The organism is Pseudomonas sp. B5(2017) (assembly GCF_002112825.1).
Taxonomy (GTDB): domain Bacteria; phylum Pseudomonadota; class Gammaproteobacteria; order Pseudomonadales; family Pseudomonadaceae; genus Aquipseudomonas; species Aquipseudomonas putida_Z.
The window spans coordinates 319,815-346,456 of sequence record NZ_NEIR01000003.1; the positions used below are offsets into that span (position 1 = coordinate 319,815).

Genomic DNA, 26,642 nt, shown 5'->3' on the forward strand with positions numbered 1-26,642 from the left:
AGCGAGTGGCCGGCCCTTCACTCCTGGTAGGGCATTACCCCACGGCGTGAAAACAAGACAGGTACACCCTCGGCGTTGAACAACGCCGCCGTCAGTGAAAGGCCATCAGCGGTCTGCGTTTCCTGAAAACTGTGCCCGCCATCGCTGCTCTGCACGCTCAGCCCATCCAGCCCGACCGCCAACACACGAGAGCCCGCTACCGCTACGCTAGTGAAAGAGCCCTTGCTTTGCGTTGGCACTCGGCGAAAGCCCTTGCCGTCCGCTGAACCCTGCAACAGGGTGCCGCGCTGGCCACCCAGTAGCAGACGCCCATCGGCCAGTACCGCGCCAGACCACAGGGTGCCTTCGTAGCCGGTATCCAGGTAATGCCAGTTCTTCCCCTGGTCTTCGGAATGCAGCACCCGCCCATGCTCGGCGGTGGCGTACAGCGTGCCGCGGCTGTCGGTAAACAACCCCATCAGGTTGAGGTCGGCCCGTTTGGCCTCGGGCGGCGCTTGCACCGCCTGCTCAGCCCACGTCAGCCCCCCATCCTCGGTCGTCAGCACCAACGACCAGAGGCCTACCGCAACACCCTGCCGGGTATTGAAGAAGTGCACCGCGAACAGTGGCCGGTCTTCTTCGGTGACCAGTCGCTGGACCTGCCAGGACTCCCCGCCATCGGTGGTGGCCAGGATCGCGCCCCAGTGGCCAACCGCCCAGCCGCGTTTGGCATCCACGAAAGACACGCCCGTCAATGGCGTGGACAACGGTACCGACCTCGCCTGGCGCCACTGCATGCCTTGATCGTCGGATAACAGCACGACACCGTGGTCGCCCACGGCCACCATGCGCGCCCCCGCCCAACCGGCGGCCAGCATGGTGGCCTGCGTGGCATGGCTCGCCTGTACGGCCGGTACGGCCTGCAACGGCGCGGCCTGAATAGACATCAGCGGCACTGCTGCTGCGAGCAAGGCTGCGGTGAATGAAACCCTGAACTTCATGCTTCTCTCCTCAGTGCACCAGCGCGCCGATCATGCGCAAGGGGCGCTTACGTGGGAATACCCGCTCCAGCCACACGGCGAAGGCCGGCAGCACGGTCATGGCCATGACCATGTTGACGATGAACATGAAGGCCAGCAGCTTGCCCATGTCGGCCTGGAACTTGAGTTCCGAGAAGGCCCAGGTGGCCACGCCCACGGCCAGGGTGATGGCGGTGAAAATAGTGGCGACACCCACTTCGAGCAGCGCGTATTCCACGGCCTTGGTAATCGACTGCCCATGAGCCAGGTGCAGTTGCAGACGGTTGTAGATGTAGAAGGCGTAATCGACGCCAATGCCCACCGCCAGCACCATCACCGGCAAGGTGGCGATGGTCAGTCCGATCTGCAGCTCCTTCATGAACCAGTAGCCAATGAAGGTGCCGATGGTCAGCGGCAGGCAACACACCAGGACTGCCCGCAAGTCGCGATACACCACGAACACCAGCAATGCGATGGCGGCATAGACGTAAAGCAGCATGGGTGTTTCGCTTTTTTCCACTTCTTCGTTGATGGCTGCCAGCACCCCGGCGTTGCCCGAAGCGAGGCGCACCGAGATGCCTGGCAGGGGGTACTCGCTGCGGAATGCCTTGGCGGCATCCACTACCCGGTTGATCGTGGTGGCTTTGTGATCGGCCAGGTACAGGTGCACTGCGGACATGCTGCAGTCGGTGCGCATCAGCCCGGGCGTGCGCGCAACCTCGGTAGCCAGGGCGGCGTAGTTCATCGGGTCAATGGGCACCGCTGCCATCTTCGGGTTGCCTTCGTTGTAGCCCTCATTGAACTGGCGCATGTTGCTGGAGAACGACGCTACCGACAGGACACCGGGCACCCCCTGCATAGCCCACACGAAGCGATCCTGGTACTGGCCTAGGGCAACATCCTCGCAGGCCACCTGGCTGTCTTCGCCAGAGGGCTCCTTGTTGATTTCGAACACCACGCTGAGCCAGTCCAGGCCAATGTCGTAGTTGCCGGCGATGGAGACCGCATCGCGATTGAAGCGGGCGTCCTCGCGCAATTCCGGCGCGCCCGCCTGCAGCGTGCCAACGACACGGTCATGGCTTTGCCAGATCGCCACCAGGAATACCACCAAGGCAACGCCAAGCACCCATTGTGCCCTGCGCGGCTCGGCGAGCCGGGCCATGCCACGCAGCCAGCGGGTCCGGCGCTGCCGGGAGGCTTCCTGGGCAGCGGCGTACTTGTCATCGACACGCAGTAACGACGCCATCAACGGCAACATCACCAGGTTGGTGATGATCTTGTAGGCCACGCCAAGCGAGGCCGTGATCGCCAGCTCCCGCACCATCGGGATCGGGATCAACAGCAGCGTCACGAAGGAAACCAGCGCGGTCAACAGCGCCAGCGTCCCGGGGATCAGCAACCCCGTGAAGCTCGAACGCGCCGCCGCTTCGGCGCTCTTGCCGATGGCGATCTCGCGGACGATGAAGTTGATTTGTTGCACGCCATGGGACACCCCGATGGCGAATACCAGGAAGGGCACCAGCACCGCCAACGGGTCGAGCCCGTACCCCAACAGGCGCAGGCTACCGAACTGCCACACCAGAGAGGCCAATGAACAGACCAGCGCCAGCAGCGTGAAGCGCAGCGAGTGGCAATACCAGTACACCGCCCCCGCCGTCAGCAGCAACGCCAGCAGACAGAACTCCAGCACGGCTGAAGCCCCGTCAGCAATATCACCGATCTGCTTGGCGAAACCGATGATCTGGATTTCGAAATCGCCATCCTCGAATTGCTGGCGGATCTCTTTCTCCAGCCTGTGGTTGAACGCCACATAGTCAAGGTGCGCGCCATTGGTGTCGTATTCGTTGAGTTCCACCGTGATCATCGCACTGCTCTGATCCCGGGAAACCAGCGTGCCGATGAAACCACCCTGGGCGGTGGAGCTGGCGATCGTCGCGATGACCTGGTCATCCAGGTGCTCGGGCGAAACCGTTCCTGGTACCAGTGGGTCAGCGCGAAAACCTTCTTCGGTGATTTCGTTGACGAAGGCATTGGGCGTCCACAACGAACGCACGCTGCTGCGGGAAACCCCCGGGAGGAAGGTCACCGCCTGGGTGACGTCATACAGCCGTTTCAGGCCCGGGGCGCTCCAGATATCGCCCTGTCGGGCCTTGACCACGATGGTCAGCCGGTTCGCTCCCAGCAGGTCGTTGCGGTAGGCCTCGAATGTCTTGATGTATTCGTGGCCTACCGGCAATTGCTTTTCGAAGCCTGCATCCATACGCAGTTGCACGGCGAACCAGCCCATGATCAGCGTGAACACCGCCAGGGTCGCCAGCACCAGACGACGATGCCCGAACAACACACCCTCGACACGTGACAGCAGGCCAGGTGCCGGAGCTTCGGATAACTTTACAGAACCGTTCACGGCGGGCCTCACAAGGTGCGGGAAATCGCAACGCCGACATAGTCGCGGTCACGATAAAGCTGGTCGTAGGGCGTGTCGCCGCCCATGAACTTTGCGTAGTTGAGGGAGATCTGCCAACTGGCCGGGTTTCGCACGAAGTTCAGATACAGGTTCATGCTGCTCGCGTCCTCGGTGAAGGTCGCACTCAGGTTCGGCGTCCTGCCCCCTAGCGAGCGCGAATAGAATACACCTGGCGTGACCTGCCAGCCCGGCAGCAAGGTGCCGTCATAGGTCAGGCTGAAGTCCAGGTTGATGCCAGAGGACGTCTTGTCGCCACGGGGCTTGGGCGCTGTCGCAGGGTCCAACTGCCAGGTATTGAGCCCCGCAGCGAGTGGCTCGCCATTGACCTCGTCATGCAGCCCTGGGTATTTGATGACCACAAGCTCGGACAACAAGGTGCCCGTGCTGGCTCCGGTGAAGTCGAGCAGCGTCGGGGAGTTGGAAGGCGTGAAGCTGTACAGGCCGGTGAGGTGCCACTGGAACTTCTTTTCGTCCTTCCAGCATTTGCCGCCATTGCTGGAGCACAGGTCGATGACCGGGTTGAGCATGACCGAGTCCTTCGGCCGGTACGAAAGCTCCGTACCGACGGCCCAGTCACCGATCGGCATGTTGGCACTGATGCCATACATCATTCGGTCTTCCTGGTATTCCCAGGTGGGGGCAGCGGCGAAGGTGTCCGGGTCAAGAATGGCGACGCGCAATGACGGCAACTTGTCGTGATAACGCATCACGTAGAAGCCGTAGTTTATGTCGCTGTCCTCCGGTTGCCAGCGCAGCGAAAGGCCCCACTGGCCGCTGTCGCGGGCGTCCTTCTCGGAGAACCCGTAGTCCCCCCTGCCCTCGCCCAGCGCGTTGTTGGTGGACCAGTAGCTGCCCACCGGCGGCAACTCGCTCTTGTTCCAGCGGAACTGATAGTAGGCCTCGACGTTAACACCCGAGCCAAGGCCCGAAGCGACACTGAGCATCGGCGCGGGCAGCACGGCCTCCTTGAGCTGCACGCCGGGGCGCGCCAAGGCCTGGTAGTCGTAGGCGTTGGTGTTGTTGATGCCACCGGCCACGAACAGGCTTTCGCCCCAGTTGATCACCTGGTTGCCCAGGCGCGCACGGACCCGCTGCCCGCCCATGTCGAAGCCTTTGCTCACCCACAGGTCCAGCAGGCGAGCCTTGAAGGCGAGGTCGTCGCGGGCGTCGTCACTCAGCCCGTTGCTGCCGACGCTCTCTGGGGTGTTGAACGACAGCGTGCCGGTGGTATCGGTGGCAGCGAAGTCGCGGATCCAGGTCCCGCGCGCCATGAAGGTGAATTCCTCGGGCATCTTCAGCAACAGCTCATGGGTACCCTTGAGGTAGTTGGTGAACATGTCGCCGCGGTCGTAGTTCAGGTCGCCCTGGTCCGCCACGCCGGAACTCTGCGCCAGGCAGCCGGAGGGCACGTTGTGCCCGGTCGGCCCCTGGTTGATCAGGTTGCAGGCCCGTGACTCGGTACGCAGGCCCATGCCTGCGGTGATCGTGGAGTCGAAGGAGCCATTGAGGGTTTCGGTTTCAAATGTGAACCCCATTGCCAGTGGGGTTGCGCACACGATGACAAGGCCTGATGCTTTCGTAATTATTTTTTTCATGTGGGCTCTCGATCTGGCGTCGGTTTAGCGCTCGCTGATGGCTCGCAGGTTGTCGGAGGTGAAGAAGTCGCGTTTCAGGCGAGGGTTGCCACTGTCTTCGGTGAGCCAGCGAATATCGTTCTTGCCCGCGCCGATCGAGGTCATGTCGAACAGGTAACGATGATCGGCGAGGTTGTACTGGACCTGGGCCTGCACGTCGCACGCGCCGATCTCGTAGACGGGGATCGAGAACCCTTCACGCACCTTCCAAATCTGCCCTTGCTTGTCATAGTCAACGGCCAGCAACGGGTTCCAGCTGTCCTCGTCGATGTAGAACAGGCGCTTGGGTGCCTGGTGGCGCATGCCCTGGCGAACATTGGCCTCGACGACCCAGACACGATGCAGTTCGTAGCGGCGCGACTGTGGCGCGATGGAATCGTCGCCAGCGAAGCTTTCCACCTTGGCTGCGGTGTCATAGGCGCCAAAGGCGTTGTACGGCACCAGCAGCTCCTGCTTGCCGATCAGTTTCCAATCGAAGCGGTCCATGGCTCCGAAGAACACGTTCGCCTCATCGACGGTGTACTGGTTGTCCAGCCCGATCTGCGGAGCGTCGTAGGAATACGATGGCATGCGCCTCACCCGACGCTGGCCGGGGAAATAGTAGAAGGTGCTGGCCTGCTCGCCTGCTACAGTCGTCTGCACACCAGCCTGGCCGGCCAGCGCCGCTGGCTCCCGGTAACTGGAGAACGTGGCGTTTTCCAAGCGGCCAATGGACGAAAAAAGTGCACTGCCTTTCTTTCCCCAGGGCGTAAAGAAAAAGGTGTCTGACGACTGGCGTAACCACTCCCCGCCCTTGCGCGGTGAAATGCCTGAAATGCTTTTGGGAATTTCGACACCAAGGCCGCGATAGCGCATCTTCATGTTCCACATCACCTCTGCGCCGGTACTGGGCAGAGGGAACGGGATGCCTGGCACATGGGCGTCCTCGAGGGCAACCCCTGTGGAGTCGAGCTTGGCGAAGCCAATGTTCTGCCGCGTGTTATCCGCCACGAAGTCCGGTACGCCACAGGTGCGGCGGGTCGGGTAGACGTCCATGCGATAGCCCGGAATCTTCTTGAACAGTTCGAGCTGGCCGGGGGACAGCTTGCTCGTATACTGCGTCACGCTGTTCGAGTCGATGCTGTAGAGGGGTTTGTCATCCTTGAACTTCCAGTGGTCCCCCCGCACCTGGCCATAGCTCCAGCCCCCCCCTTGCGGCCCCGGAGCAGTCCAGGCCGGAATATCCCCGCTTGAACTAGCGGCCACCTCACCGCCCAGTGGCGTCAGCTTCGAACCCAGCTCCCCCGCCCCCTGGGGTGCGGCCTGTACCGAGCACATCGCGGTCGATACCGCGAGGGTAACCAGCAGATGCCTGAAAATACAGCGGGCGGACATGTCGTCTTTCTGCCCTGTAGATACTTCTTTCATTGGAGGCTCCTCGAACAAAGGGCCTGGACCGGCTACCCGACCATCCACACGGAAATGGGCACCTATCGCAGGCTGATCATTTGACATGATCAATTGACCATGTCAAATGATCAGAAAGCAATCCATATGCCAGAAGTCTCGTGGAATGATTAAGTTAGATAAATCAGGTGTTTAGTCGACAGTGGCGATCTATGTTCATCAGATGCCTGCACCTTAATGGGAAGTAAAGAAACATGTGTTACCAGCGCATGCCCAACCATGATGCATTGCTAGTTATACTTACCCATCGCAAGCTGCCGTTTACTTTGAGCAAGCCTTAAATATTTCCATTGAAAACCCAATCATGGAAATGAATCAATTACCCATAAAAAAACCGCCCCTGGAGGCGGTAAAGAAGCGGGCCTATGGCCCGACATGGAGTTACTTCGAATCAAGAAATTGGCGGCATAACGGCGCACCTGCGCCGCTCAATTCAACGAGCATTGAGTAACGCCTCACCTGGGGCACTTCTAGAACGCTGAAGTGCACCATAGGCATAGAACGATTGCACAATCGAGTACGACCAAGTCAAGAAAGCAAAGGTCATGAATACCATCTTTGAGTCGTCACCCGGAATCGGAAAGAAGTCATACCGGAATGCTATCGTTAGCCCCGCCACACCGCCCAAGGTGGTAGCCAGCGCATGCAGAAGCTCTCTGGCACAAACCAGTCGCCAAATGAAATAGGCCAGGTACGCTGTGTACGCCAGCCACATCACCATATAAAAATAAGGCAGGAACTGCTTGAATGAACTCGACATGAAGTAAATGGCTGCAACCGTAAAGCCAGCCAGGAACAACACAATGTCATTCACCGGGGACGGTTTGTAATCGTGCGTTACCGCCATCAAGCCAAGCGTTGCAATAACAGGAATTCCAACGCCCCGGGAAAAAGCATCGAGGAATATGGCAACGTTATAATTTTCCAGCCAGCCCGTAACGAGGAAGATCGCGAAATTCGTCGCGGATATCCCGACAATCAAAAACTCTCCGCCGAGCAGATAATTTCTTCGCCCGAGGAATGCCGCCCCATAATACAGACCACAGATGATTAGCAATATACATGAGCCCAGGATACTCACTTCTATCAGTTCCACGAGAACAGCCTCTCTCAATCTGAGGATCGACATCACACTGCACGTCGAAATCGGCAGCCAATCGGACGACTATTGCAAACCCGATCAGCGGGGAAATACGGGCTGAATTATTTGACCTGCACCGGCAACTAAAGTTATACGAGCAGGTCAGCATGGCCGTGATTAGTCGACCAGAGACCTCAGGTCGCTGTCGATTTTATTCAGCGTTTCCTGAGAAATAAACCCGCCAGAATATTTCGCCGCCGTCACTAAGGCAAAGCCACGGGCCATGCCAATTTGTGGGTGTTTACCGATACCGGGCAGGTGCTTTTCAAGGATCTGGCTCGTAGTGCTGTTATCCAGCAGCTCGCCAACTTTCGAGTCGATTGAGAACGCCATGGTGTCATCTCCTTGGTTGCGCCCAAAAGGGCAGAAATTCAATACGCAGCAGGCTGTGCAAACTCAGGGGCTCAGAAGCCTTTTCCCGCCTCGGAAAACGCAGGCATGCCCAAGAGCTCTTGTGGGTCTCGCATCTGGCCATCAATTTCCACCCAGCCCAGCAGCGTGGAGCTCACACTCCAGCCCAGCAGGCGTTGCATTTCTGCGGGGAGCTGGCGAACCCGTTCAATGGGAATGGAAAGGAAGTGATTTTCTTCGAGGCGCAGGATGGCCAAGTCGTAGGCCATGGTCAGACCAGTACGAGGAGACGCTGTGGTATTGGCGCCACCGCCGTGATAGACCGACCCCAGCCACAACAGCGCAGAGCCTGCTTTCATCTCGGCGGCGATGGTTTCTTCCTGGGTCGGCCCGCGCTCGTCATCCCATTGATGACTGCCTGGAATAACGCGCGTGGCACCGTTCTCTTCGGTGAAGTCCGAGATGGCCAGCATGATCTGCAGGCGGGCCTCGCGCCCGAACTGGGGATGTCGCCACAGCGAGGTGGCATCGTCGCGGTGCAGGGGCTGGAGGCCTTGGCCCGGGCCGATCTGAATGGCCTGGGTAATGCTGAGTTGAATGTCAGGTGCCATCTCGATGCGGTCGCTGCCCACCCAGACATGGGTCGGTGTCTGCAAGATCTGCCTGGCCGCGCCGATGAACAACGGGTTTAGTGCCACCTCCACCGCTGTATCGCTTCGCCCGATGATACGACCGATACGACGGGTCTGCATGCCTGCGAAATAGGGGTCTTCTCCGCAGGGCGTGACATTCAAGTAGGTGTCCAGCTCTTCGGTGAGGCACTTGAGCGTCTCTGGCGAGACGAAATTAGCAATGATGACCCCGCCGTCACGCCGAATGATTTCCACCACTTGTTCCACCGACGCATCACTGCTGACCGTCGAGAGTTTTTGTGTATCCATCTGCCTTCTACCTGTCCGGTTTTTCATTGTTCTATCCAGCGAGCCCAGGCAACCGCCTCGTCCCACCGGCGCAACCACCACAGCAACCTTTTATGCCGCTGCCGAAGCCCGTAATGATCTGCTCGGCATTGCCATGATTATTGAATATAGTCATTTGATCAAGTCATTTGATCTGGTTTTTTTACAACCTCGCCACTGCCCCGGCCTCGGTGAGGTACGGCAGTCAGCATCTGCCTCTGGGCAATGGCCACATACCGACGGCAAGACCGCAGACGGAAAGGGTTGCATCGACTCATCTCATGGATTGGGCCATGACTTTGCGATAGCATTCGTCACCGCCGACGCCGGACCCGGCGGTTGGCGCAAGGCCAAAAGGGGAGAACGCTGAATGGCTCGGATAGGCGCGGAAGAACGCAGACAGGATTTCATTGAAGCGACCATCAAGGTGATCGCAGAACACGGCATAGCCAACGCCACGACGCGGCGCATTGCTGCAGCGGCAGATTCGCCGCTGGCCTCGCTGCATTACGTTTTTCACACCAAGGAAGACTTGTTCTATGCGGTCTACGAGTCCTTGATCAACATGCCGCAGCAATCGCTGCAGGCTCCGGCAAACGCTCTCCCCGCCGAATCGGTAGGGGAAATGCTGCGCCAGTTGGTCAAGTGGTTCATCGCACACCCCGAACGGGCCATAACCCAGTTCGAGCTGTTCTTCTGGAACCTGCGCAATGACCCGGAAATGGCAGCGAAGATCTATACCGTTTCCATCGAAGCCACCCGACAGGCCATCCAGAAGGCGACCGGCGATGCGCTGGATCAGGCCGCACTCACCACAGTCAGTCGGCTGCTCATCAACCTTTTCGATGGTTTGCTTCTCTCCTGGACTGCCCACGGCAACCTCGAACGCCTGGAGGCTGAGACAGAAACGGCTTGCCAGGCGGTTAAGCTGCTGGTGGCCAGCTACTGAGACGTCATTCAGATTGCCGTGGTCCGGTGTGACACGGCAATCCGGTATCCATAGGGTCTGACAGACAAACGGACTGTCGCCTCTTCCCACCCAAACCCACATACCGCCCTGTCATAACGACGCCAAAACCTGGAGTCGTCCGACGCGTAATAACCCCTACCCCAATCCCACCAGGTTCAAATCGTCCCAAAAAAATAGCTTCTCGGTGCATTTTGCACCTTGCCCCAGGTAATCTGTCGCCTCATCATGGTCAAATGATCAAGTCAAAAGATCAGTCCTAAAAAACAGTAATGGGAAGCCCTATGTCCTCGCACACTGCTCTTCCGGTTGAGCCACTCGATATATTGATCATGGGAGCCGGTGTGTCTGGCATCGGCGCGGCGGCCTATTTGCGACGCCATCAGCCTCACAAGACCTTCACGATTCTCGAGTCTCGTGAGCGAATGGGCGGCACCTGGGACCTGTTCCGCTATCCCGGCATCCGCTCGGACTCCGACCTGTACACCTTCGGCTTCGACTTCAAGCCCTGGACCAAGGCGAAATCCCTGGCGGACGCCGCAGACATTCTCGAGTACCTGCGTGAAGCGATCGACGAGCATGAGCTGGAGTCCTTGATCCAGTACAAGCAGAAAGTCATCTCGGCGAACTGGCAAACGGACAAGGGCTTGTGGGCGGTGCGGGTGGAGGACGGTCACCTGGGGCAGGCCCGCACAATCGAATGTCGCTGGCTGTTCAGCGCGGGCGGCTATTACAGGTACGACCAAGGATTCAGCCCCCGCTTCGAGGGAGCCGAACAGTTCAAGGGGCAGATCGTTCATCCGCAACACTGGCCAGAGAACCTGGATTACACGGGCAAACGTGTCGTAGTGATCGGCAGCGGCGCGACGGCAGTGACCCTGATTCCGGCGATGGCGGACAAAGTTGCCAGCATCACCATGCTGCAGCGTACGCCCTCCTACATCATCAACCAACCAGCCAATGATGCGATTGCGGCGTTTCTGCGCAAGGTCCTGCCCGAGCAAACCGCTTACTCTCTGACACGCTACAAGAACGCCAGGATCACCCTGGCCTTCTGGGCCTTCTGCCAGCGCTTCCCCAAGCTTTCCCGCAAACTGCTGCTGTGGCTGACGCGCAAGGAGCTGCCGAAAGGCTACCCGGTCGACGTCCATTTCAATCCGCCCTACAACCCTTGGGACCAGCGCTTGTGCACGGTACCTGAAGGCGATCTGTTCAAGGCGATCAGCGCGGGTAAGGCCGACATCGTCACCGACCATATCGAGCGGTTCACCGAATCCGGCCTGTTGCTGAAATCCGGCAAGGCGTTGGAAGCTGACATCGTAATTACCGCCACGGGGCTGAATGTGCAGATGTTCGGGGGGATCAGTCTGTACAAGGACGATAAGCCAGTGGTGCTGAGCGACACTCTCGCCTACAAAGGAACTATGCTATCCGGTGTACCCAACTTCGCGTTCGCGGTGGGCTACACCAACTCCTCCTGGACCCTGAAAGTGTGCCTGCTGTGCGATCACTTCTGTCGCCTGCTGGGTTTCATGGACAACCACGGCTACAACGTTTGCGAACCCCGGGCGCCAGACGGGATCCAGACCCGCCCTCTGCTGGATTTCGGTGCCGGTTATGTGCAACGCGCCTTGGACAGCATTCCGCGCCAAGGGCCAAGCGAGCCCTGGGTGATGTCGATGGACTACTTCCGCGATACCAAACTCCTGCGCCGCGGCGCTGTGGCTGACAAGTGCCTGGCGTTCTCCTCCGTACCCAGCACGCCCCTGCGCGCGAACGTCGAGCTGCAACAACAGGGTAGCCGCGGATGAGCCCCGATCGCTTCTGCGAACTGCCTGGCGAGCGCCCCCTTTGCTATCGCAGCCACGGGTCCGAAACAGCGCCAGCGGTGATGCTCATCGTCGGCCTGGGGCTGCAATTGACCTACTGGCCGCAACCGATCATCGCCGGCCTGGTCGAGCGGGGGTTTCGGGTCATCACGCTGGACAACCGCGACTCGGGCCGGTCGTTCTTCACCGACGTAGTGCCTCCCACGGCCATGCAGCAGTTCTTGCGCAAGCGCACCCCCGGCTATGACCTGGGTGACATGGCCAACGACGTGATCGGGCTCATGAACGGCCTGAACCTGGCAACGGCGCACGTGGTGGGCATGTCGATGGGCGGCATGATCGCCCAGACCCTCGCTGCCCGTTACCCCGAGCGTATCAGGACGCTCACCTCGATCTTCTCGACCACCGGATCGCTGCGCGTCGGCCAGCCGGCGTTGAAATCCATTCGGCAGCTGCTGCGCCGCCCGCCGCGCAGCGAGCAGGAAAGCGTTCGCGACTACCTGGACATCATGCGCCTGATCGGCTCGACCCTGGAGTGGAATGAGCCCGCCTTCCGTGACTATGCCCTGTTGGCCTGGGAGCGAGGCGGTGGCGAGGCCAGCAACATCTGCACGGCCAGGCAGATCGGCGCGATCATCAATTCCGGCGACCGCACCCAGGAACTGCAACGGATTCGTTGCCGCACCCTGGTCATCCATGGCGATGAAGATCTCATGGTCGCGCCCAGCGGCGGGTACGCCACAGCCGCAGCTATCCGTGGTTCCAGCCTGGTGCTGCTGCCCGGGATGGGGCACGACTTCCCGCCTTGCCTGTCCGGCACGCTGCTGTCCCTGCTGGCAGGACACATGCTGTAGCGCGATCACCCTTTCAGGGGCGTGCAGCTTGGCCGCCCCTCTTTTTCCCCCCGAAGGAGGCCTTTGACCACAGCTTCAAGCAAAACCCACAACAACAAAATGCTGGCTTGTGCGAATTGCCAGGCCACACATCACCCGCTCGAGCTGTTATCCACGGCCTGGCGCAAGTGCTCCTCTACTGCCCTTTCAACAATGACAACAATTGAGCAAGAGGTACGTATGGACTTCAAGTTTTTACTCCCCAGCAAAGTCGTGATGGAACCTGGTCTGCGCGAGCGCACCGGTGAACACCTGCACTCACTTGGCCTGGCCCGCGTGCTCATCGTGACCGATCCTGGGGTCAAGGCGGCGGGCCTGCTGGACAGCGTCTACGCCAGCCTGGAGAAGGCAGGCATCGCCTTCGAGGAAGTGTCGGACATCAAGGCCAATCCGCGCAGCGAGGACGTCAATCAGATCGCGCAGCGATACCGCGGCAAAGGTATCGATGGCTTGCTAGCCATCGGCGGTGGCAGTGCCATGGATGCAGCCAAGGCCATCAGCGTGCTGCTCAGCCATGAGGGTCGGATCGAGGACTACGAAGGGTCGTTCACGCTCACCCATGCCATCCCGCCTATCGTTGCCATTCCGACCACGGCTGGCACCGGCAGCGAAGTAACCTGCTTCTCGGTGATCACCGACACCGCCCGTCATTACAAGATGAGCGTGCATGATTACCGACTCGGGCCAGTCCTGGCCTTGCTTGACTCTCATATCCTCGACACGCTGCCCGCGTCGATTGCCGCCGCAACCGGCATGGATGCCCTGACCCACGCCATCGAAGCCTACACCTGCCGCGTGTCGAACCCCATCAGCGACGGCCTGGCGCTGCATGCCATCCGCCTGATCAGCCAACACCTCAAGCCCGCCGTGCTGGAACCCGGCAACCTGCACGCCCGCGAGCAGATGCTGGTGGCCAGCCTGATCGCCGGCATGGCCTTCGGCAACGCGGACGTCGCCAGCGTGCACTGCATTTCCGAAGCCATCGGTGGCATGTACGACACGCCACACGGCATGGGCAACGCGATCTTCCTGCCCTTCGTGTTCGGCCATAACCGTGACGCCGACATCATCCGCCACGCGCAAGTCGCCTACGCGCTGGGTATCGACCCCAACCTTTCGCCGGCCGAGGCCGCCGAGGCCGCCGTCGGCTACCTGTTCCAGATGAGCAGGGACCTGGGCATCCCCCGCTTCGCCGAGGTGAAAGGCGTGCGCGAGGAAGACTTCCTGGCCATCGCTGAAAAGTCGAAGAAGAATTTCTCCGACGGCAGCAATGCCAAGGAAATGACCGTGGAAACCTACCGTGAAATCGTCGCCACCGCTTACCACTTCGTAGCGTGAGGGATGTCAGTCATGAGCGAATCACCCCCCAGCGCTTCGCTGAAGCGCACCCTGGGCCCGTTTTCGGTCCTGCTGTTCGGCCTGGCGTTCCTTGCCCCGTTGATCGTCTTCGGCACCTATGGCGTGATCTCGCAGGCCAGTGGCAACACCACGGCGATGGCCTACCTGATCGCAGCGACCGGCGTGGTGTTCACGGCGTTGAGCTATGGCCGGCTGGTCAGGGTGTTCCCGGTAGCCGGTTCGGCCTACACCTATACCCGCAAGATGCTGAGCGCGAACCTTGGCTTCATGGTGGGCTGGGCCGCCCTGCTGGATTACTTCTTCATTCCGATGCTGATCTGGCTGCTTGGCGCCAGCTACCTCAACATGGCCTTTCCAGAGGTGCCGCAGTGGGTGTGGATCACCGGGTTCATCGTGTCCACCTCGCTGCTGAATGTTTTGGGCATCCAGGTCGCCAACCGCTTCAACGTGCTGTTGATGGTCGCGCAACTGGCGATCATCGTCGTGTTCATCAGCCTGTGCGTGCATTACATCGTGGCAGTAAACGGCCCAGGCGGGCTGCTGTCGGCCAAGCCGTTCTTCAACCAGGACGTGCCCTTCGCCACCAGCATGGCCGGCGCCGCCATTGCCGCGTACTCGTTCCTTGGCTTTGACGCGCTGTCCACGCTCAGCGAGGAAACCCGCGACCCGGGTCGCACGCTGCCGCGTGCCATCCTGCTGGTCGCCTTGATCGGCGGCTCGGTCTATGTCGGCTCCTCGTACTTCATGTACCTGGCGCACCCCTCCCCCACCTTCGAGTTCGTGGATGGGGCCGCCTTCGAGATCGCCCGCATGATCGGCGGCGACCTGTTCTTCGCCGTGGTCCTGGCGGGGATCATCATCGCCCACTTCGCCGCGGGCATGTCGTTCCAGGCCAGCGTGGGCCGGCTGCTGTACGCCCTGGGCCGGGACAACCAACTGCCGCGCAAGCTGTTCGGGGCCTTGCACCCTCGCTACAAGACCCCGGTCTTCAACATCCTGCTCTGCGGCATTTTCGGCACCGCGGGCTTTGGCCTGACGATCGCCACCGCGACGTCGCTGGTCAACTTCGGCGCGTTTCTCGCCTTCACTGCCGTCAACCTCTGCGCGTTGCGGCTCACCTTCGACGCACAGGTCAAGGACGGCGCTGGCCTGCTGCGCGGCGTGCTCTTCCCTCTCATCGGCCTGGTCACGGCCGGCTGGATGCTGGCCAGCCTGGATAAAGACGCACTGATCATGGGCTGTATCTGGCTCGCCCTAGGCGCGGTTTACCTCGCCTGCCGGACCAGTTTCTTCCGCAACCCGGTGCCCGACGCGCTGGCGTAGCGGCCACCTTCCAATCGAATGCCCTGACGACAACCACAAGGCAAGGCCCTCGCCTTGCCGTTCAATGGCGAGAATCGACATGCAAACCAAACTCCTGATCAACGGTGCCCTGGTGGCCGGCGAAGGCGAAAACCTCGACGTGTACAACCCATCCCTGGGCAGCGTCCTGGTACAGACCACCGAAGCCAGCCGCGCCCAGGTCCATGCCGCGGTGCAAAGCGCCGATGCGGCCTTCGACGCCTGGTCGCAAACGCCGCCCAAGGACCGCGCGGCACTGCTGCTCAAGCTCGCGGACAGCATCGATGCCCAGGCGCCGGTGTTCGCCCGTCTGGAGGCGGACAACTGCGGCAAGCCGTTCACCGCCGTGCTGCAGGACGAACTGCCTGCCGTATCCGACGTGTTCCGCTTCTTTGCCGGCGCCGTGCGCTGCCTGCAGGGCTCGGCGGCGGGCGAGTACATCCCGGGGCACACCTCGATGATCCGCCGCGACCCGGTGGGCGTGGTCGCCTCCATCGCGCCGTGGAACTACCCCCTGCTGATGGCGGCCTGGAAACTGGGCCCGGCCTTGGCCGGCGGCAACACCGTCGTGCTCAAGCCGTCGGAACACACGCCGATGAGCACCTTGAAACTGGGCGAGTTGCTCGCCGACATCTTCCCCGCCGGCGTGGTCAATATCGTCCACGGCCGCGGCGCCTCGGTGGGTGAGCCGCTCACCAGCCACGCCCAGGTGCGCATGGTGTCGCTGACCGGCTCCGTGCGCACCGGCAGCCGCATCATCGAAGGCACCGCCGACAGCGTCAAACGCATGCACATGGAACTCGGTGGCAAGGCGCCGGTGTTGATCTTCGACGATGCCGACATCGACGCCGCCGTCGAAGGCATCCGCGCCTTCGGCTTCTACAACGCCGGCCAGGACTGCACCGCCGCCTGCCGCCTCTATGTGCAGAAGGCGGTGTACCCGGAGTTCGTGCGCAAGCTCGGCGAAGCCGTGTCCAGCATCAAGTGCGGGCTTCAGGATGACCCGGCGACCGAGATGGGCCCGCTGATCACCCAAGAGCACCTGGAACGTGTCGAGGGCTTCGTCAACCGTGCCAAGGAGCTGCCTCACATCGAGGTGGTCACCGGCGGCAAGCGCGCTGCGGGTGGCGGCTTCTTCTTCGAGCCGACGGTCCTGGCCGGCGCCACGCAGCAGGACGAGGTGGTGTGCCGTGAAATCTTCGGCCCGGTGGTGACGGTTTCGTCATTCGAAGACGAAGCCCAGGCACTGGCATGGGCCAATGAGTCGGACTACGGCCTGGCCTCGTCGGTGTGGACCGCCGATGTGGGTCGCGCCCATCGCCTGGCCGCTCGCCTGCAATACGGCTGCACCTGGGTCAACACCCATTTCATGCTGGTGAGCGAAATGCCCCATGGCGGCGTGAAGCTGTCCGGCTACGGCAAGGACCTGTCGATGTACGGGCTGGAAGACTACACGGTGGTTCGCCACGTGATGTTCAAGCACTGACCGCCCACCACCCCGATAGCCCAGATCATTTTTTCAAGAGGTTTGCATGAACAACATCGAGACGTTCGAAAGGCTCGAGTCCAACGTGCGGATGTACTGCCGTGACCTGCCACTGGTGTTCGATACCGCCCAAGGCAGCAAGATCCGAGGTGAAGATGGCCGCGAATACCTGGACTTCTTCGCTGGCGCCGGCGCCCTGAACTATGGCCACAACGACCCGCGCATGCGCGATGCCTTGATCGCGTACCTGTCGTCCAACGGCGTGACCCACGCCCTCGACCTGCACACCACCACCAAGCGCCAGTTCCTCGAGGCGATCGAGCGCGACCTGTTCAAGCCACGCGGCTGGGACTACAAGGTGCAGTTCACCGGCCCGACCGGTGCCGACGCCGTCGAGGCGGCGTTGAAGCTGGCGCGCAAGGCGACAGGGCGCACCAAGGTCGTCTCGTTCTACGGGGCTTACCACGGCATGACCGCCGGCGCCCTGGCCGTCACCGGCAACCGCACTCGCCGTGGCCCTGGGCTTTCCACCGACGTGGTGTTCGTGCCATACGAAGACAGCCCCTACGGCGAATTCGACAGCATTGGCTTCCTCGAGCGCCTGGCCAACGACCAGGGCAGCGGCTCGGAGCTGCCGGCCGCGGTGATCGTCGAGTCCGTGCAGATCCAGGCCGGCGTCTACCCGGCCTCCAACGCATGGCTGCAACGCTTGCGCAAGTGGACCAGCGATCATGGCGTGTTGCTCATCTGCGACGAGATCCAGGCCGGCTGTGGGCGCACCGGCGACTTCTTCGGCTTCGAGCGCTCCGGGGTGGTGCCAGACCTGATCACCTGCGCCAAATCGATCGGCGGCTTCGGCCTGCCGATGGCGATCGTATTGATTCGCGCCGGGCTGGATGTATGGCAACCGGGCGATCACATCGGCACCTTCCGCGGCAACCAGCTGGCGTTCCTGACGGCCCAGATCGCGTTCGGCTATTGGCGCGACGAGTCGTTCCTGAAGTTGCTGGCCACCAACTGCGCAGCCATGGAGCGCGCGGTGGCCGGTTTCGCGGAAATTCCAGGCGTCGCCTCCGCGCGCTGTCGCGGCATGATCGCCGGCATCGACTTCGGCCGCGGCAACGTCGCCTTCGCCAAGGATGCCCAGCAGCGTGTGCTGCAGGCGGGTGTGCTGGTCGACCGCTGCGGCCCGAACGGCGAAATCATCAAGCTGATGCCACCGGTGAACACCCCGACCGACCAGCTCGAAGAAGGCCTGAAAGCCTTCGGTGAATCGGTCGCGGCAGCGCTGAGCCAGTAACTGCAGGGCCTGTCGTGCGGCCCGTATCGATACAGGTGCCGTACGCAGGCTCATCGCATGCAGTGGACAACCACCGTGGCAGGAAATCACGTCAATGAGCAACGTCACTTCAACCGCCCAGAATGACCTGGCTTCATTCATCCACCCCAACACCAACCTGGCGCAGCACCAGGAAGTCGGGCCCTTCGTGATCGCCGGCGGCGATGGCGTGCGGGTCTTCGATGAGCAAGGCAACGCCTACATCGAGGCGATGTCGGGGCTGTGGAGCGTTGCCTTGGGCTTCAGTGAACAGCGCCTGGTCGACGCCGCCGTCGAACAGTTCAGGCAACTGCCCTACTACCACAGCTTCAGCCACAAGACCAATGCCCCGGCGGCAGCGCTCGCCGCCAAGCTGGCCGAGCTGGCGCCGGGCGACCTGAACCACGTGTTCTTCACCAACTCAGGCTCCGAAGCCAACGACTCGATGGTGAAGATGGTCTGGTACGTGAACAACGCGCTGGGCAAACCGCACAAGAAGACGTTCATCTCTCGCCAGCAGGCCTACCACGGCGCCACCGTCGCCGCCGGGAGCCTGACCGGCATCCCCTCGATTCATCGCGACTTCGACCTGCCGGCCATCCCGGTTCATCACCTGACGTGCCCGAACTTCTACCGGTTTGCCCGGCCTGGAGAAACGCAGGAAGCCTTTTCGGCCCGCCTGGCGAACGAACTGGAGCGCTACATCCTCGCGCAAGGGCCGGAAACCATTGCCGCCTTCATCGGCGAACCGGTGATCGCAGCGGGCGGCGTGATCCCTCCTCCCACCGGCTACTGGGCGGCGATCCAGGCCGTGTGCAAGCGCTACGACATCCTCGTGGTGATCGATGAGATCGTCACCGGTTTCGGCAGGCTGGGCACGATGTTCGGGGCTCAGCTGTACGACATCCAGCCCGACATCATGGTGCTCTCCAAGCAACTCACCTCGTCCTACCAGCCGCTGGCGGCCGTGGTGGTGTCCGATGCCATCAACGATGTGCTGGTGAGCCAGAGCCAGCGCCTGGGCGCATTCGCCCACGGCCTGACCTGCACGGGCCACCCTGTCGCCACCGCGGTTGCGCTGGAAAACATCCGCATCATCGAAGAGCGCGACCTGGTTGGCCATGTGCAGCACCTGGCCCCTGTGTTCCAGCGCCACCTGCGCGCGTTCGAAGACCACCCGCTGGTGGGCAACGTCCGAGGCGTCGGGCTGATGGGCGGGATCGAACTGGTCGCGGACAAGGCCACCGGCCAACCGTTCGCCCAACCAGGTGCACTGGGTGGCTACGTGTTCAAACAGGCCCACAAGCACGGCCTGATCATTCGCGCCATCTACGACACGATCGCGTTCTGCCCGCCGTTGATCACCACGCAGGACGATACCGAAGCGATCTTCAGCGCCTTCGAGCGCACGTTGGCTGACGCGACGGGCTGGGCGCGATCGCAGAACCTGCTGTGAGCAAAAGGCTCCCCCGTGGGGCATCACGTCAAACAACAATCAGGAGGCTTTGGCCGTGCGCGAACAAAATAATGATGAAAGCTTCGAGTTCGATGTGTCCGTGGTCGGGCTCGGTGCCATGGGAACGATCATGGCGCACGCGTTGCTCAAGCAAGGCAAACGCGTGGCGGTCTGGAACCGCTCACCCGCCAAGGCCGCGGCGCTCGTCGCCGCCGGCGCTCACCTGTGCGACAGCGCCGAAGCCGCGCTGGTCGCAAGCCCTGCCACGATCTTCGTGCTCCTGGACGACCACGCGACCCACGAGGTGCTCGGGATGCCAGGTGTGATGCATGCACTGGCCAATCGCACGATTGTCGACTACACCACCAACGCCCAGGACGAGGGCCTGGCGCTTCAGGGCCTCGTCAACCGGGCAGGCGGCGATTACGTCAAAGGGATGATCGTGGCCTACCCGCGCAACGTCGGCCATCGCGAGAGCCACAGCATTCATACCGGTGATCGTGAAGCCTTCGAGCAGAACAGGGCGCTGCTTGAAGGGCTCGCCGGGCATACGGTGTTCCTTCCCTGGGACGAAGCACTGGCCTTTGCGACCGTGCTTCACGCCCATGCGTTTGCCGCGATGGTTGCGTTCTTCGAGGCCGTGGGCGCGGGCGAGCGGTTTGGCCTGCCGGTTTCGAAGACGGCCAGGCTCCTGCTCGACACCTCACGCTTTTTCGTCGCCGACGCCCTGGAGGAAGCGACACGCCGACTCGAAACACAGGACTTCGCAGGCGATCAGGCGAGGCTCGATGTGCATGCGCACGCCTTCGCGCACATTGCCCAGTCCCTGCAGGTACAAGGGGCCTGGACGCCGGTCTTCGACGCGGTTTGCCAGGTCGTGCAGCGCGCGGAATCGATGGGTTATGGCGACCAGGACATCGTGGCCGCCACCCAGGTGTTCGCCTGCGAGAAAGACGCAAGGGAATAGCTGTGCTCTACAGGCTTCTCGGATCGACCCCGAAGACAACAACTACAAAAATGTCGCTGGAGGTTCCTATGCGCCGATTTGGTTTTCTGCTGGCCGTCTTGACGCTGGCCATTTTCCTGAGTGCCCTGCTTGCCCCCAGGCCGTCCCTCGTCAACCGAGCGGCGGCGCAGCACATGGGGCATCCGATCACCAGCATCGGCGAGGTCTTCAGGGGGTACTAAGGAGGGAGCGCGGCCGCAGGCTCTCATCCGCCAGCGGCCGCTTGTGACTCAATGATCGACCGCACCGCTGGCACCGAGGCCGGTCTGGCCGCGTACGAACTGGTCGGCGAAGGCCGCCCTCTCCGCCTTGGCCCGCGTGGTCCGGTCAAGCCTGGAAACGCCATACGCCACCGCAAACGCCAACGGCATGGAGAACAGCGCAGGCTGGGTATAGGGGAACAGCGGCTCGGCGAAGTGCAACACATCCACCCACACCAATTTGGAAAACACCACGAAGCCCATGGCGCTGACCAACCCGACGTAGCCACCGGCCAACGCGCCACGGGTGGTCAGCCCCGACCAGAACATCGACAGGAACAGCACCGGGAAGTTGGCCGAAGCGGCGATGCCAAAAGCCAGCGCGACCATGAAGGCCACGTTGATGTTTTCGAACACGATGCCCAGGGCTATCGCCACCAGGCCAAGGCCCAGGGTCGCCAGCTTGGTCACCCGCAGCTCCTGGGCCTCGCTGGCCGCGCCTTTCATGATCACCCGCGCATACAGGTCATGGGCGATGGCGGACGCCCCGGCCAGGGCCAGGCCTGATACCACGGCCAGGATGGTGGCGAAGGTCACGGCAGACAAAAAGCCCAGCAGCAGGTTGCCGCCTACGGCCTGGGCCAGGTGCATGACCACCATGTTGCCCCCGCCCAGCAGCTTGCCACCCACCTGTCCGCCTTCGAAGAACTGCGGCTGCTGGCTGACGATCACGATCGACGCCAGGCCCAGCAGGAAAATGACATTGAAGAAGTAGCCGATGAACCCGGTGGCATAGAGCACCGACTTGCGCGCCTCCCGGGCATCGCTGACGGTGAAGAAGCGCATCAGGATATGCGGCAGCCCGGCGGTGCCGAACACCAGCCCCAGGCTCAGCGACAGCGCGGTCAACGGGTCGGCCAGCAGGCTGCCGGGCGCCAGCAGACGCTCGCCCAGGGCATGGGTGTGCATGGCCTTGCTGACCAGCGTGTCATAGCTGAAGTCGAATTCGCGCATTGCCAGGAACAGCACCACGGAGCCGCCCACCAGCAGCAGGAATGCCTTGATGATCTGCACCCAGGTGGTCGCCACCATGCCGCCGAAGGTCACATACAGCATCATCAGCGCACCGACGATCACCAAGGCGATGTGGTAGTCCAGGCCGAACAGCAGCCTGATCAACTGCCCGGCCCCGACCATCTGCGCCACCAGGTAGAAACACACCACGGTCAGCGAACCGATGGCGGCCATGGTGCGCACCTTGCCCTGGTCGAGGCGGTACGAGGTGATGTCGGCGAAGGTGAAGCGGCCCAGGTTGCGTAGCCGCTCGGTCATCAACAGCAGCAACACCGGCCAGCCCGCGAAGAAGGCGATGAGGTAGATGTAGCCGTCCATGCCGGAGGTGTAGATGAGCGCGGTGATCCCCAACAGCGTCGAGGCGGACATGTAGTCACCGGCCAGCGCCAGGCCATTCTGCCAGCCCAGGATGCCGCCACCGGCGCTGTAGAAGTCCGCCGTCGAGCGGGTGCGCCGCGCTGCCCACCAGGTGATGCACAGGGTGAACAGCACGAACACCATGAACATGCCTATCGCATGCAGGTTGAGCGGCTGACGCTGGCCTGCGTCGAGCGCAGGCGATGCCAACAGCAGGCCGGAGTGCAGCAACAAAGCCAGAAGCAGTAGTTTCTTCATGCGCCCTGCTCCTCTTCCAGCCCGGCAACCAGCGCCTGCGTCAGGCGGTCGAACTCGCCATTGGCCCGGTACACATAGAACGCCGACAGCGCACAGAAGAACACGAACAGGAAAGCGCCGGCCGCGACGCCGAAGGTCATGTTCGACCCCTCGGCCAGGCGCGTGGCGATCAGCTCGGGCCAGAACGATACCAATGCGATGTAGCCATAGAATGTGGCCAGTATCATTACGAACAGGATCAGGGTAAAACGGTTTCTGCGCGTCACCAGTTGCTGGAACCGGGCGCTGGCGCGAACATGCGCGTATAACAGGCTGGACATGGGACACCTCGATCAATGTACTTGTTGTTATGGGGTGTGCAGGTGTTGCAGCTCGATCAGTGCTCGGCGTCGGCGGTCTGAGCCTCCTGTTGCCGGGCCCACTCGCGCAGGACGAACTTCTGGATCTTGCCGGTGGCTGTCTTGGGCAACTCCGTGAGGGATACATGTCGCGGCGCCTTGAAATGCGCCAGGCGTTCACGGCACCAGCGGATCAGGTCGCCTTCCGTGACCGCGGTCCGTGCATCGGCGCGCAGGGAGACGAACGCATGGGGTGTCTCCCCCCAGCGCGAATCCGGGCGCGCCACCACCGCTGCCTCGACCACCTCGGGGTGCTGGTAGAGCACTTCTTCGATCTCCAGCGAGCTGATGTTCTCGCCGCCGGAAATGATGATGTCCTTGGCCCGGTCCTTGATTTCCACGTAGCCGTCCGGGTGCAGCACGGCCAGGTCGCCCGTGTGCAGCCAGCCATTGGCCAATGTGGCCCGGGTGGCCTCAGGGTTGTGCAGGTAGCCTTTCATCACGGTGTTGCCGCGAACCACCAGTTCGCCAAGGGTAAGGCCGTCGGCCGGGACCGGGCGGCCGGTGCCGGTATCGAGCACCGTGGCCTCCTCGAGCATCGGGTGGGCGACACCCTGGCGGCTCATGAACTGCGCACGGGCTTCAAGCGGCAGTTCGTCGACCCCCGGCTGCCACAGGCACAAGGTGCTGGGGCCGTAGCTTTCGGTCATGCCGTAGGCGTGGGTGATGCTGAAGCCGCGTGCCTCCATGGCGGCGATCACCGCGCTGGGTGGCGCAGCGCCGCCGGTGATCACCGCTACCGGCCCGCTTGGCGCGCCGGCGTGCTCGGCATGGATCAGCATCGACATCACCACCGGCGCGGCGCTCAAGTGGGTCACGCCATGCACGGCAATCGCCGCATGGATCGCTTCGGGCTGAACCTTGCGCAGGCACACATGGGTGCCACCGGACAGGGTCACCGCCCATGTGTGGCTCCAGCCGTTGCAGTGGAACATCGGCAAGGTCCACAGGTAGACGCTGCGCGGCCCCAGCTGGAAGATCAGCGCCCCGGCGCAGGCATTGAGGTAGGCGCCGCGATGATGCAGCACCACCCCCTTGGGGTCGCCGGTGGTGCCGGAGGTGTAGTTGATGGCGATCGACTGCCATTCGTTCTGCGGCGCGCTCAGCGGCCTGGCCGGGTCGCCCTGGGCCAGGAACGTCTCGTAGTCCAGGTCATCGGCCAGCTCGCACGGCTCGGCCGCGTCATCGTCGATGCCCACCAGCAATGGCGGTGTGTCGAGCATGGCCAGTGCCTGCTGTACCACCGCACCGAACTCACGGTCGCAGATCAGCACCTTGGCCGCGCAATGGCGCAGGATGAAGGCGATGCTGCGCGCCTCCAGGCGGATATTGATGCACACCAGCACGGCGCCCGCGCCCGGCACGCCATAGTGCGCCTCGAGCATCTCGGGGATATTCGGCGCCAGGATCGCCACCCGCTCGCCCGGCTGCACACCGACCCGTTCCAGCGCACTGGCCAGGGCCCGGCTGCGCTGGTGCAGCTGCTGGTAGCTGTAGCGCCGCTCGCCATAGACCACGGCATCGCGCTGCGGGTACACCTGGGCGGCGCGCTTGAGGAACGACAAGGGTGAAAGGGGCACATGGTTGGCGTTGTTGGGGGCAAGCTCATGCTCGAAGGTTGGGTGAATCATCACTGCCACCCCATCGACAGGTTATCCAGGCATTGAAGGTACATACACATCTCCTGCTTATTGTTGTTCTCGCCTCAGGCTTGGGTCCGGGTCAGCTCACAGGCTGCTGCACAGATGCCCGCCATCGACCACGATCTCGGCGCCGCTCATGGCCCGCCCGGCATCGCTGGCCAGCAAAAGCAAGGCGCCGTCCAGGTCCTGTGGCTGGCTGAAGCGCCGGCTTGGGATACGCGCGCGCAGCTTCTCCCCCGCCTCGCCGGCCAGGAACGCATCGTTGAGCTCGGTCATCACGTAGCCCGGCGCCAGGGCGTTGACCCGGATGCCATGGCGCGCCAGTTCCAGGGCCATGGCGCGGGTCAGGTGGGCAAGCCCGGCCTTGGCCGCGAGATAAGGGCCGACGGCGCCGGCCACGCGGCTGGCGAGGATCGAGGTGACATTGATCAGGCTGCCGCCCTGCCCCTCGGCGACCATCCGCCGGGCGCACTCCTGGGCCACGGTCCAGGCGCCCTTGAGGTTGGTGTCGAGCACCCGGTCCCAGCTCTGGTCGTCACAGGCCAGCAGCGGCTGGCTGTCGCTCACCCCGGCGTTGTTGACCAGCACATCCAGCGGGCCGGCGGCGTCGAGCACCCGGCACACATCGTCGCGGCAGGTGACATCCAGGGCCAGGGCCCGGGCGCGACCACCGGCCAGCTCGATGGACTCGACCAGGCTCTGCAGCGGCGCCAGGCGCCTGGCCGTCACCACCACCTCGGCTCCGGCCGCCGCCAGGGTGCTGGCGAAATGTCGGCCAAGGCCGCTGGAGGCGCCGGTCACCAGGGCGCGGCGCCCATCGAGGGCGAACAATCGGGCAAGGGTCGGCTGCATCAGTGGGCTCCCGGGCGCTGGTCGAGGAGTTTCTTCGCCAGGCTCATGCGGTGCACTTCGCTCGGGCCGTCATAAATGCGGAACGGGCGAATGTCGCGGAAGATCCGCTCCACCACGGTTTCCCCGGTCACCCCGCGCCCGCCCAGCACCTGCACGCAACGGTCGACCACCCGCCACAGCGCCTCGGCGCTGATCACCTTGGCCATGCTCGAATCGACATTGGCGCGCTGGCCCTGGTCGAGCACCCAGGCGCAGTGCCACACCGCCAGGCGCACCACATGCAGGTCCATCATGTTGTCGGCCAGCATGAAACCCACGCCCTGGTGCTCGCCCAGCGGCTTGCCGAAGGCGTCGCGGGTGCGCGCGTAGTCGCAGGCAATGTCATGGGCCCGTCGTGCGGCACCGAGCCAGCGCATGCAGTGGGTCAGGCGCGCCGGGGCCAGGCGCACCTGGGCATAGCGGAAGCCCTTGCCGATCTCGCCCAGCACATCGCTGGCCGGCACCCGCAGGTTGTCGAAGCGCAATTGCCCGTGGCCACCCGTGAAGCAGCTGTCCAGGGTATCCAGCTGACGTTCGTGGACGATCCCTTCACGCTGCATGTCGGACAGGAACATGGTCGCCGAGCCATCTTCCATGCGCGCCATGATGATGGCGAACCCGGCGCCGTCGGCCCCGGTGATCAACCATTTGCGGCCGTTGATCAGGTAGTCGTCGCCATCGCGGGTGGCGGTGGTGCGCAGCATCGACGGATCGGACCCCGAGCCCGGCGCCGGTTCGGTCATGGCGAAGCACGAACGCACATGCCCCTGGACCAAAGGCCGCAGCCAGCGGTCCTTCTGCGCTTCGGTGGCCACCACGTCCATCAGGTGGATGTTGCCTTCGTCCGGGGCATGGATGTTCAGCGCCACCGGGCCCAGGGGCGAGTAGCCGGCCTCTTCGAAGACGATGGCCTTGGCCGCATGGCTCAGGCCCAGCCCACCCATTTCGCGGCTGGCGTGGGGCGTCAGCAGGCCTGCGGCCTGGGCGCGGGCCTGCAGGTCTCGACGCAGGGCGTCGCTGGGGCCGTGGCCATCCTGGCGTGGGTCGTTTTCGAACGGGATGGCCTGTTCGGCAATGAAGGTGCGGGTTCTGGCCTGCAGTTCGAGCAGTTCGTCTGGGAGCGCGAAATTCATGGGTTTCCTTCTTCGTACGTGTCGGTCTTGAAACTAG

The 26,642-nt window shown here is 62.6% G+C and carries 21 protein-coding genes; 9 read left to right on the forward strand and 12 right to left on the reverse strand.

Annotation, left to right across the window (positions count from 1 at the left end; all coding sequences use genetic code 11):
* Positions 1-17: 17 nt before the first annotated feature.
* From CAG00_RS06545 to CAG00_RS06575, 7 genes are all read right to left on the reverse strand, one after another.
* Entirely contained in the window at positions 18-980 is a 963-nt protein-coding gene (locus CAG00_RS06545; protein WP_085663853.1) for a YCF48-related protein, read from the reverse strand.
* Positions 981-990: 10 nt separating this feature from the next.
* Positions 991-3,405 (reverse strand): RND family transporter, encoded by a 2,415-nt coding sequence (locus tag CAG00_RS06550; RefSeq protein WP_085663854.1) that lies wholly within the window; start codon positions 3,403-3,405, stop codon positions 991-993.
* Positions 3,406-3,413: 8 nt separating this feature from the next.
* Positions 3,414-5,060, reverse strand: coding sequence for a DUF1302 domain-containing protein (locus CAG00_RS06555; RefSeq protein WP_371858536.1), 1,647 nt, complete (start codon positions 5,058-5,060; stop codon positions 3,414-3,416).
* Between the two features lie 24 nt (positions 5,061-5,084).
* The gene (locus tag CAG00_RS06560) at positions 5,085-6,473 is read right to left on the reverse strand and encodes a DUF1329 domain-containing protein (RefSeq protein WP_371858537.1); all 1,389 of its coding nucleotides are present in this window, start codon (positions 6,471-6,473) and stop codon (positions 5,085-5,087) included.
* 505 nt (positions 6,474-6,978) lie between these two features.
* Positions 6,979-7,626 (reverse strand): hypothetical protein, encoded by a 648-nt coding sequence (locus tag CAG00_RS06565; RefSeq protein ID WP_139832738.1) that lies wholly within the window; start codon positions 7,624-7,626, stop codon positions 6,979-6,981.
* A gap of 177 nt (positions 7,627-7,803) precedes the next feature.
* Positions 7,804-8,019: a hypothetical protein gene (locus tag CAG00_RS06570; RefSeq protein WP_054905267.1), complete on the reverse strand. Its 216-nt coding sequence runs from the start codon at positions 8,017-8,019 to the stop codon at positions 7,804-7,806.
* 71 nt (positions 8,020-8,090) lie between these two features.
* Positions 8,091-8,978, reverse strand: a complete 888-nt coding sequence (locus tag CAG00_RS06575) for a phytanoyl-CoA dioxygenase family protein (protein ID WP_085663920.1) — start codon at positions 8,976-8,978, stop codon at positions 8,091-8,093.
* A gap of 388 nt (positions 8,979-9,366) precedes the next feature.
* On the opposite strand from CAG00_RS06575, the gene CAG00_RS06580 reads away from it, so the two are divergent.
* The 9 genes from CAG00_RS06580 to CAG00_RS06620 all read left to right on the forward strand — a co-directional run bounded on the left by CAG00_RS06580 (position 9,367) and on the right by CAG00_RS06620 (position 20,612).
* Positions 9,367-9,945: a TetR/AcrR family transcriptional regulator gene (locus CAG00_RS06580; RefSeq protein WP_085663858.1), complete on the forward strand. Its 579-nt coding sequence runs from the start codon at positions 9,367-9,369 to the stop codon at positions 9,943-9,945.
* Positions 9,946-10,247: 302 nt separating this feature from the next.
* Positions 10,248-11,774, forward strand: a complete 1,527-nt coding sequence (locus tag CAG00_RS06585; protein ID WP_085663859.1) for an NAD(P)/FAD-dependent oxidoreductase — start codon at positions 10,248-10,250, stop codon at positions 11,772-11,774.
* The gene (locus CAG00_RS06590) at positions 11,771-12,646 is read left to right on the forward strand and encodes an alpha/beta fold hydrolase (RefSeq protein ID WP_085663860.1); all 876 of its coding nucleotides are present in this window, start codon (positions 11,771-11,773) and stop codon (positions 12,644-12,646) included. The genes CAG00_RS06585 and CAG00_RS06590 overlap by 4 nt, the downstream gene beginning before the upstream one ends.
* Before the next feature lie 219 nt (positions 12,647-12,865).
* A complete protein-coding gene (locus tag CAG00_RS06595; RefSeq protein WP_085663861.1) occupies positions 12,866-14,023 on the forward strand; it encodes an iron-containing alcohol dehydrogenase in 1,158 nt (385 codons plus the stop codon).
* A gap of 12 nt (positions 14,024-14,035) precedes the next feature.
* Positions 14,036-15,367: an APC family permease gene (locus CAG00_RS06600; protein ID WP_085663862.1), complete on the forward strand. Its 1,332-nt coding sequence runs from the start codon at positions 14,036-14,038 to the stop codon at positions 15,365-15,367.
* A gap of 79 nt (positions 15,368-15,446) precedes the next feature.
* Positions 15,447-16,871: a gamma-aminobutyraldehyde dehydrogenase gene (locus tag CAG00_RS06605; RefSeq protein WP_085663863.1), complete on the forward strand. Its 1,425-nt coding sequence runs from the start codon at positions 15,447-15,449 to the stop codon at positions 16,869-16,871.
* A gap of 46 nt (positions 16,872-16,917) precedes the next feature.
* Entirely contained in the window at positions 16,918-18,171 is a 1,254-nt protein-coding gene (locus CAG00_RS06610) for a diaminobutyrate--2-oxoglutarate transaminase (protein ID WP_085663864.1), read from the forward strand.
* A 94-nt stretch (positions 18,172-18,265) separates the two neighbouring features.
* Positions 18,266-19,645: an aspartate aminotransferase family protein gene (locus CAG00_RS06615; protein ID WP_085663865.1), complete on the forward strand. Its 1,380-nt coding sequence runs from the start codon at positions 18,266-18,268 to the stop codon at positions 19,643-19,645.
* A gap of 118 nt (positions 19,646-19,763) precedes the next feature.
* Positions 19,764-20,612, forward strand: a complete 849-nt coding sequence (locus CAG00_RS06620) for an NAD(P)-binding domain-containing protein (RefSeq protein WP_371858538.1) — start codon at positions 19,764-19,766, stop codon at positions 20,610-20,612.
* 269 nt (positions 20,613-20,881) lie between these two features.
* Here CAG00_RS06620 and CAG00_RS06630 read toward each other — a convergent pair whose 3' ends face one another.
* From CAG00_RS06630 to CAG00_RS06650, 5 genes are all read right to left on the reverse strand, one after another.
* Positions 20,882-22,540, reverse strand: a complete 1,659-nt coding sequence (locus CAG00_RS06630; protein WP_085663868.1) for a cation acetate symporter — start codon at positions 22,538-22,540, stop codon at positions 20,882-20,884.
* Entirely contained in the window at positions 22,537-22,860 is a 324-nt protein-coding gene (locus CAG00_RS06635; RefSeq protein WP_085663869.1) for a DUF485 domain-containing protein, read from the reverse strand. The genes CAG00_RS06630 and CAG00_RS06635 overlap by 4 nt, the downstream gene beginning before the upstream one ends.
* A 56-nt stretch (positions 22,861-22,916) precedes the next feature.
* Entirely contained in the window at positions 22,917-24,569 is a 1,653-nt protein-coding gene (locus CAG00_RS06640) for an acyl-CoA synthetase (RefSeq protein WP_256575234.1), read from the reverse strand.
* 96 nt (positions 24,570-24,665) lie between these two features.
* Positions 24,666-25,433, reverse strand: coding sequence for an SDR family NAD(P)-dependent oxidoreductase (locus CAG00_RS06645; protein WP_085663870.1), 768 nt, complete (start codon positions 25,431-25,433; stop codon positions 24,666-24,668).
* Positions 25,433-26,605, reverse strand: coding sequence for an acyl-CoA dehydrogenase family protein (locus CAG00_RS06650; RefSeq protein WP_085663871.1), 1,173 nt, complete (start codon positions 26,603-26,605; stop codon positions 25,433-25,435). Before CAG00_RS06650 ends, CAG00_RS06645 begins: the two co-directional genes overlap by 1 nt.
* Positions 26,606-26,642 lie beyond the last annotated feature (37 nt).

Excerpts from the sequence above, each read along its gene's own strand:
- CAG00_RS06545 (WP_085663853.1), bottom strand. The coding sequence starts at position 980 with ATGAAGTTCAGGGTTTCATTCACCGCAGCCTTGCTCGCAGCAGCAGTG.
- CAG00_RS06555 (WP_371858536.1), bottom strand. The coding sequence starts at position 5,060 with ATGAAAAAAATAATTACGAAAGCATCAGGCCTTGTCATCGTGTGCGCA.
- CAG00_RS06560 (WP_371858537.1), bottom strand. The coding sequence starts at position 6,473 with ATGTCCGCCCGCTGTATTTTCAGGCATCTGCTGGTTACCCTCGCGGTA.
- CAG00_RS06570 (WP_054905267.1), bottom strand. The coding sequence starts at position 8,019 with ATGGCGTTCTCAATCGACTCGAAAGTTGGCGAGCTGCTGGATAACAGC.
- CAG00_RS06575 (WP_085663920.1), bottom strand. The coding sequence starts at position 8,978 with ATGGATACACAAAAACTCTCGACGGTCAGCAGTGATGCGTCGGTGGAA.
- CAG00_RS06580 (WP_085663858.1), top strand. The coding sequence starts at position 9,367 with ATGGCTCGGATAGGCGCGGAAGAACGCAGACAGGATTTCATTGAAGCG.
- CAG00_RS06585 (WP_085663859.1), top strand. The coding sequence starts at position 10,248 with ATGTCCTCGCACACTGCTCTTCCGGTTGAGCCACTCGATATATTGATC.
- CAG00_RS06590 (WP_085663860.1), top strand. The coding sequence starts at position 11,771 with ATGAGCCCCGATCGCTTCTGCGAACTGCCTGGCGAGCGCCCCCTTTGC.
- CAG00_RS06595 (WP_085663861.1), top strand. The coding sequence starts at position 12,866 with ATGGACTTCAAGTTTTTACTCCCCAGCAAAGTCGTGATGGAACCTGGT.
- CAG00_RS06600 (WP_085663862.1), top strand. The coding sequence starts at position 14,036 with ATGAGCGAATCACCCCCCAGCGCTTCGCTGAAGCGCACCCTGGGCCCG.
- CAG00_RS06605 (WP_085663863.1), top strand. The coding sequence starts at position 15,447 with ATGCAAACCAAACTCCTGATCAACGGTGCCCTGGTGGCCGGCGAAGGC.
- CAG00_RS06610 (WP_085663864.1), top strand. The coding sequence starts at position 16,918 with ATGAACAACATCGAGACGTTCGAAAGGCTCGAGTCCAACGTGCGGATG.
- CAG00_RS06615 (WP_085663865.1), top strand. The coding sequence starts at position 18,266 with ATGAGCAACGTCACTTCAACCGCCCAGAATGACCTGGCTTCATTCATC.
- CAG00_RS06620 (WP_371858538.1), top strand. The coding sequence starts at position 19,764 with ATGGGAACGATCATGGCGCACGCGTTGCTCAAGCAAGGCAAACGCGTG.
- CAG00_RS06630 (WP_085663868.1), bottom strand. The coding sequence starts at position 22,540 with ATGAAGAAACTACTGCTTCTGGCTTTGTTGCTGCACTCCGGCCTGCTG.
- CAG00_RS06635 (WP_085663869.1), bottom strand. The coding sequence starts at position 22,860 with ATGTCCAGCCTGTTATACGCGCATGTTCGCGCCAGCGCCCGGTTCCAG.
- CAG00_RS06640 (WP_256575234.1), bottom strand. The coding sequence starts at position 24,569 with ATGATTCACCCAACCTTCGAGCATGAGCTTGCCCCCAACAACGCCAAC.
- CAG00_RS06645 (WP_085663870.1), bottom strand. The coding sequence starts at position 25,433 with ATGCAGCCGACCCTTGCCCGATTGTTCGCCCTCGATGGGCGCCGCGCC.
- CAG00_RS06650 (WP_085663871.1), bottom strand. The coding sequence starts at position 26,605 with ATGAATTTCGCGCTCCCAGACGAACTGCTCGAACTGCAGGCCAGAACC.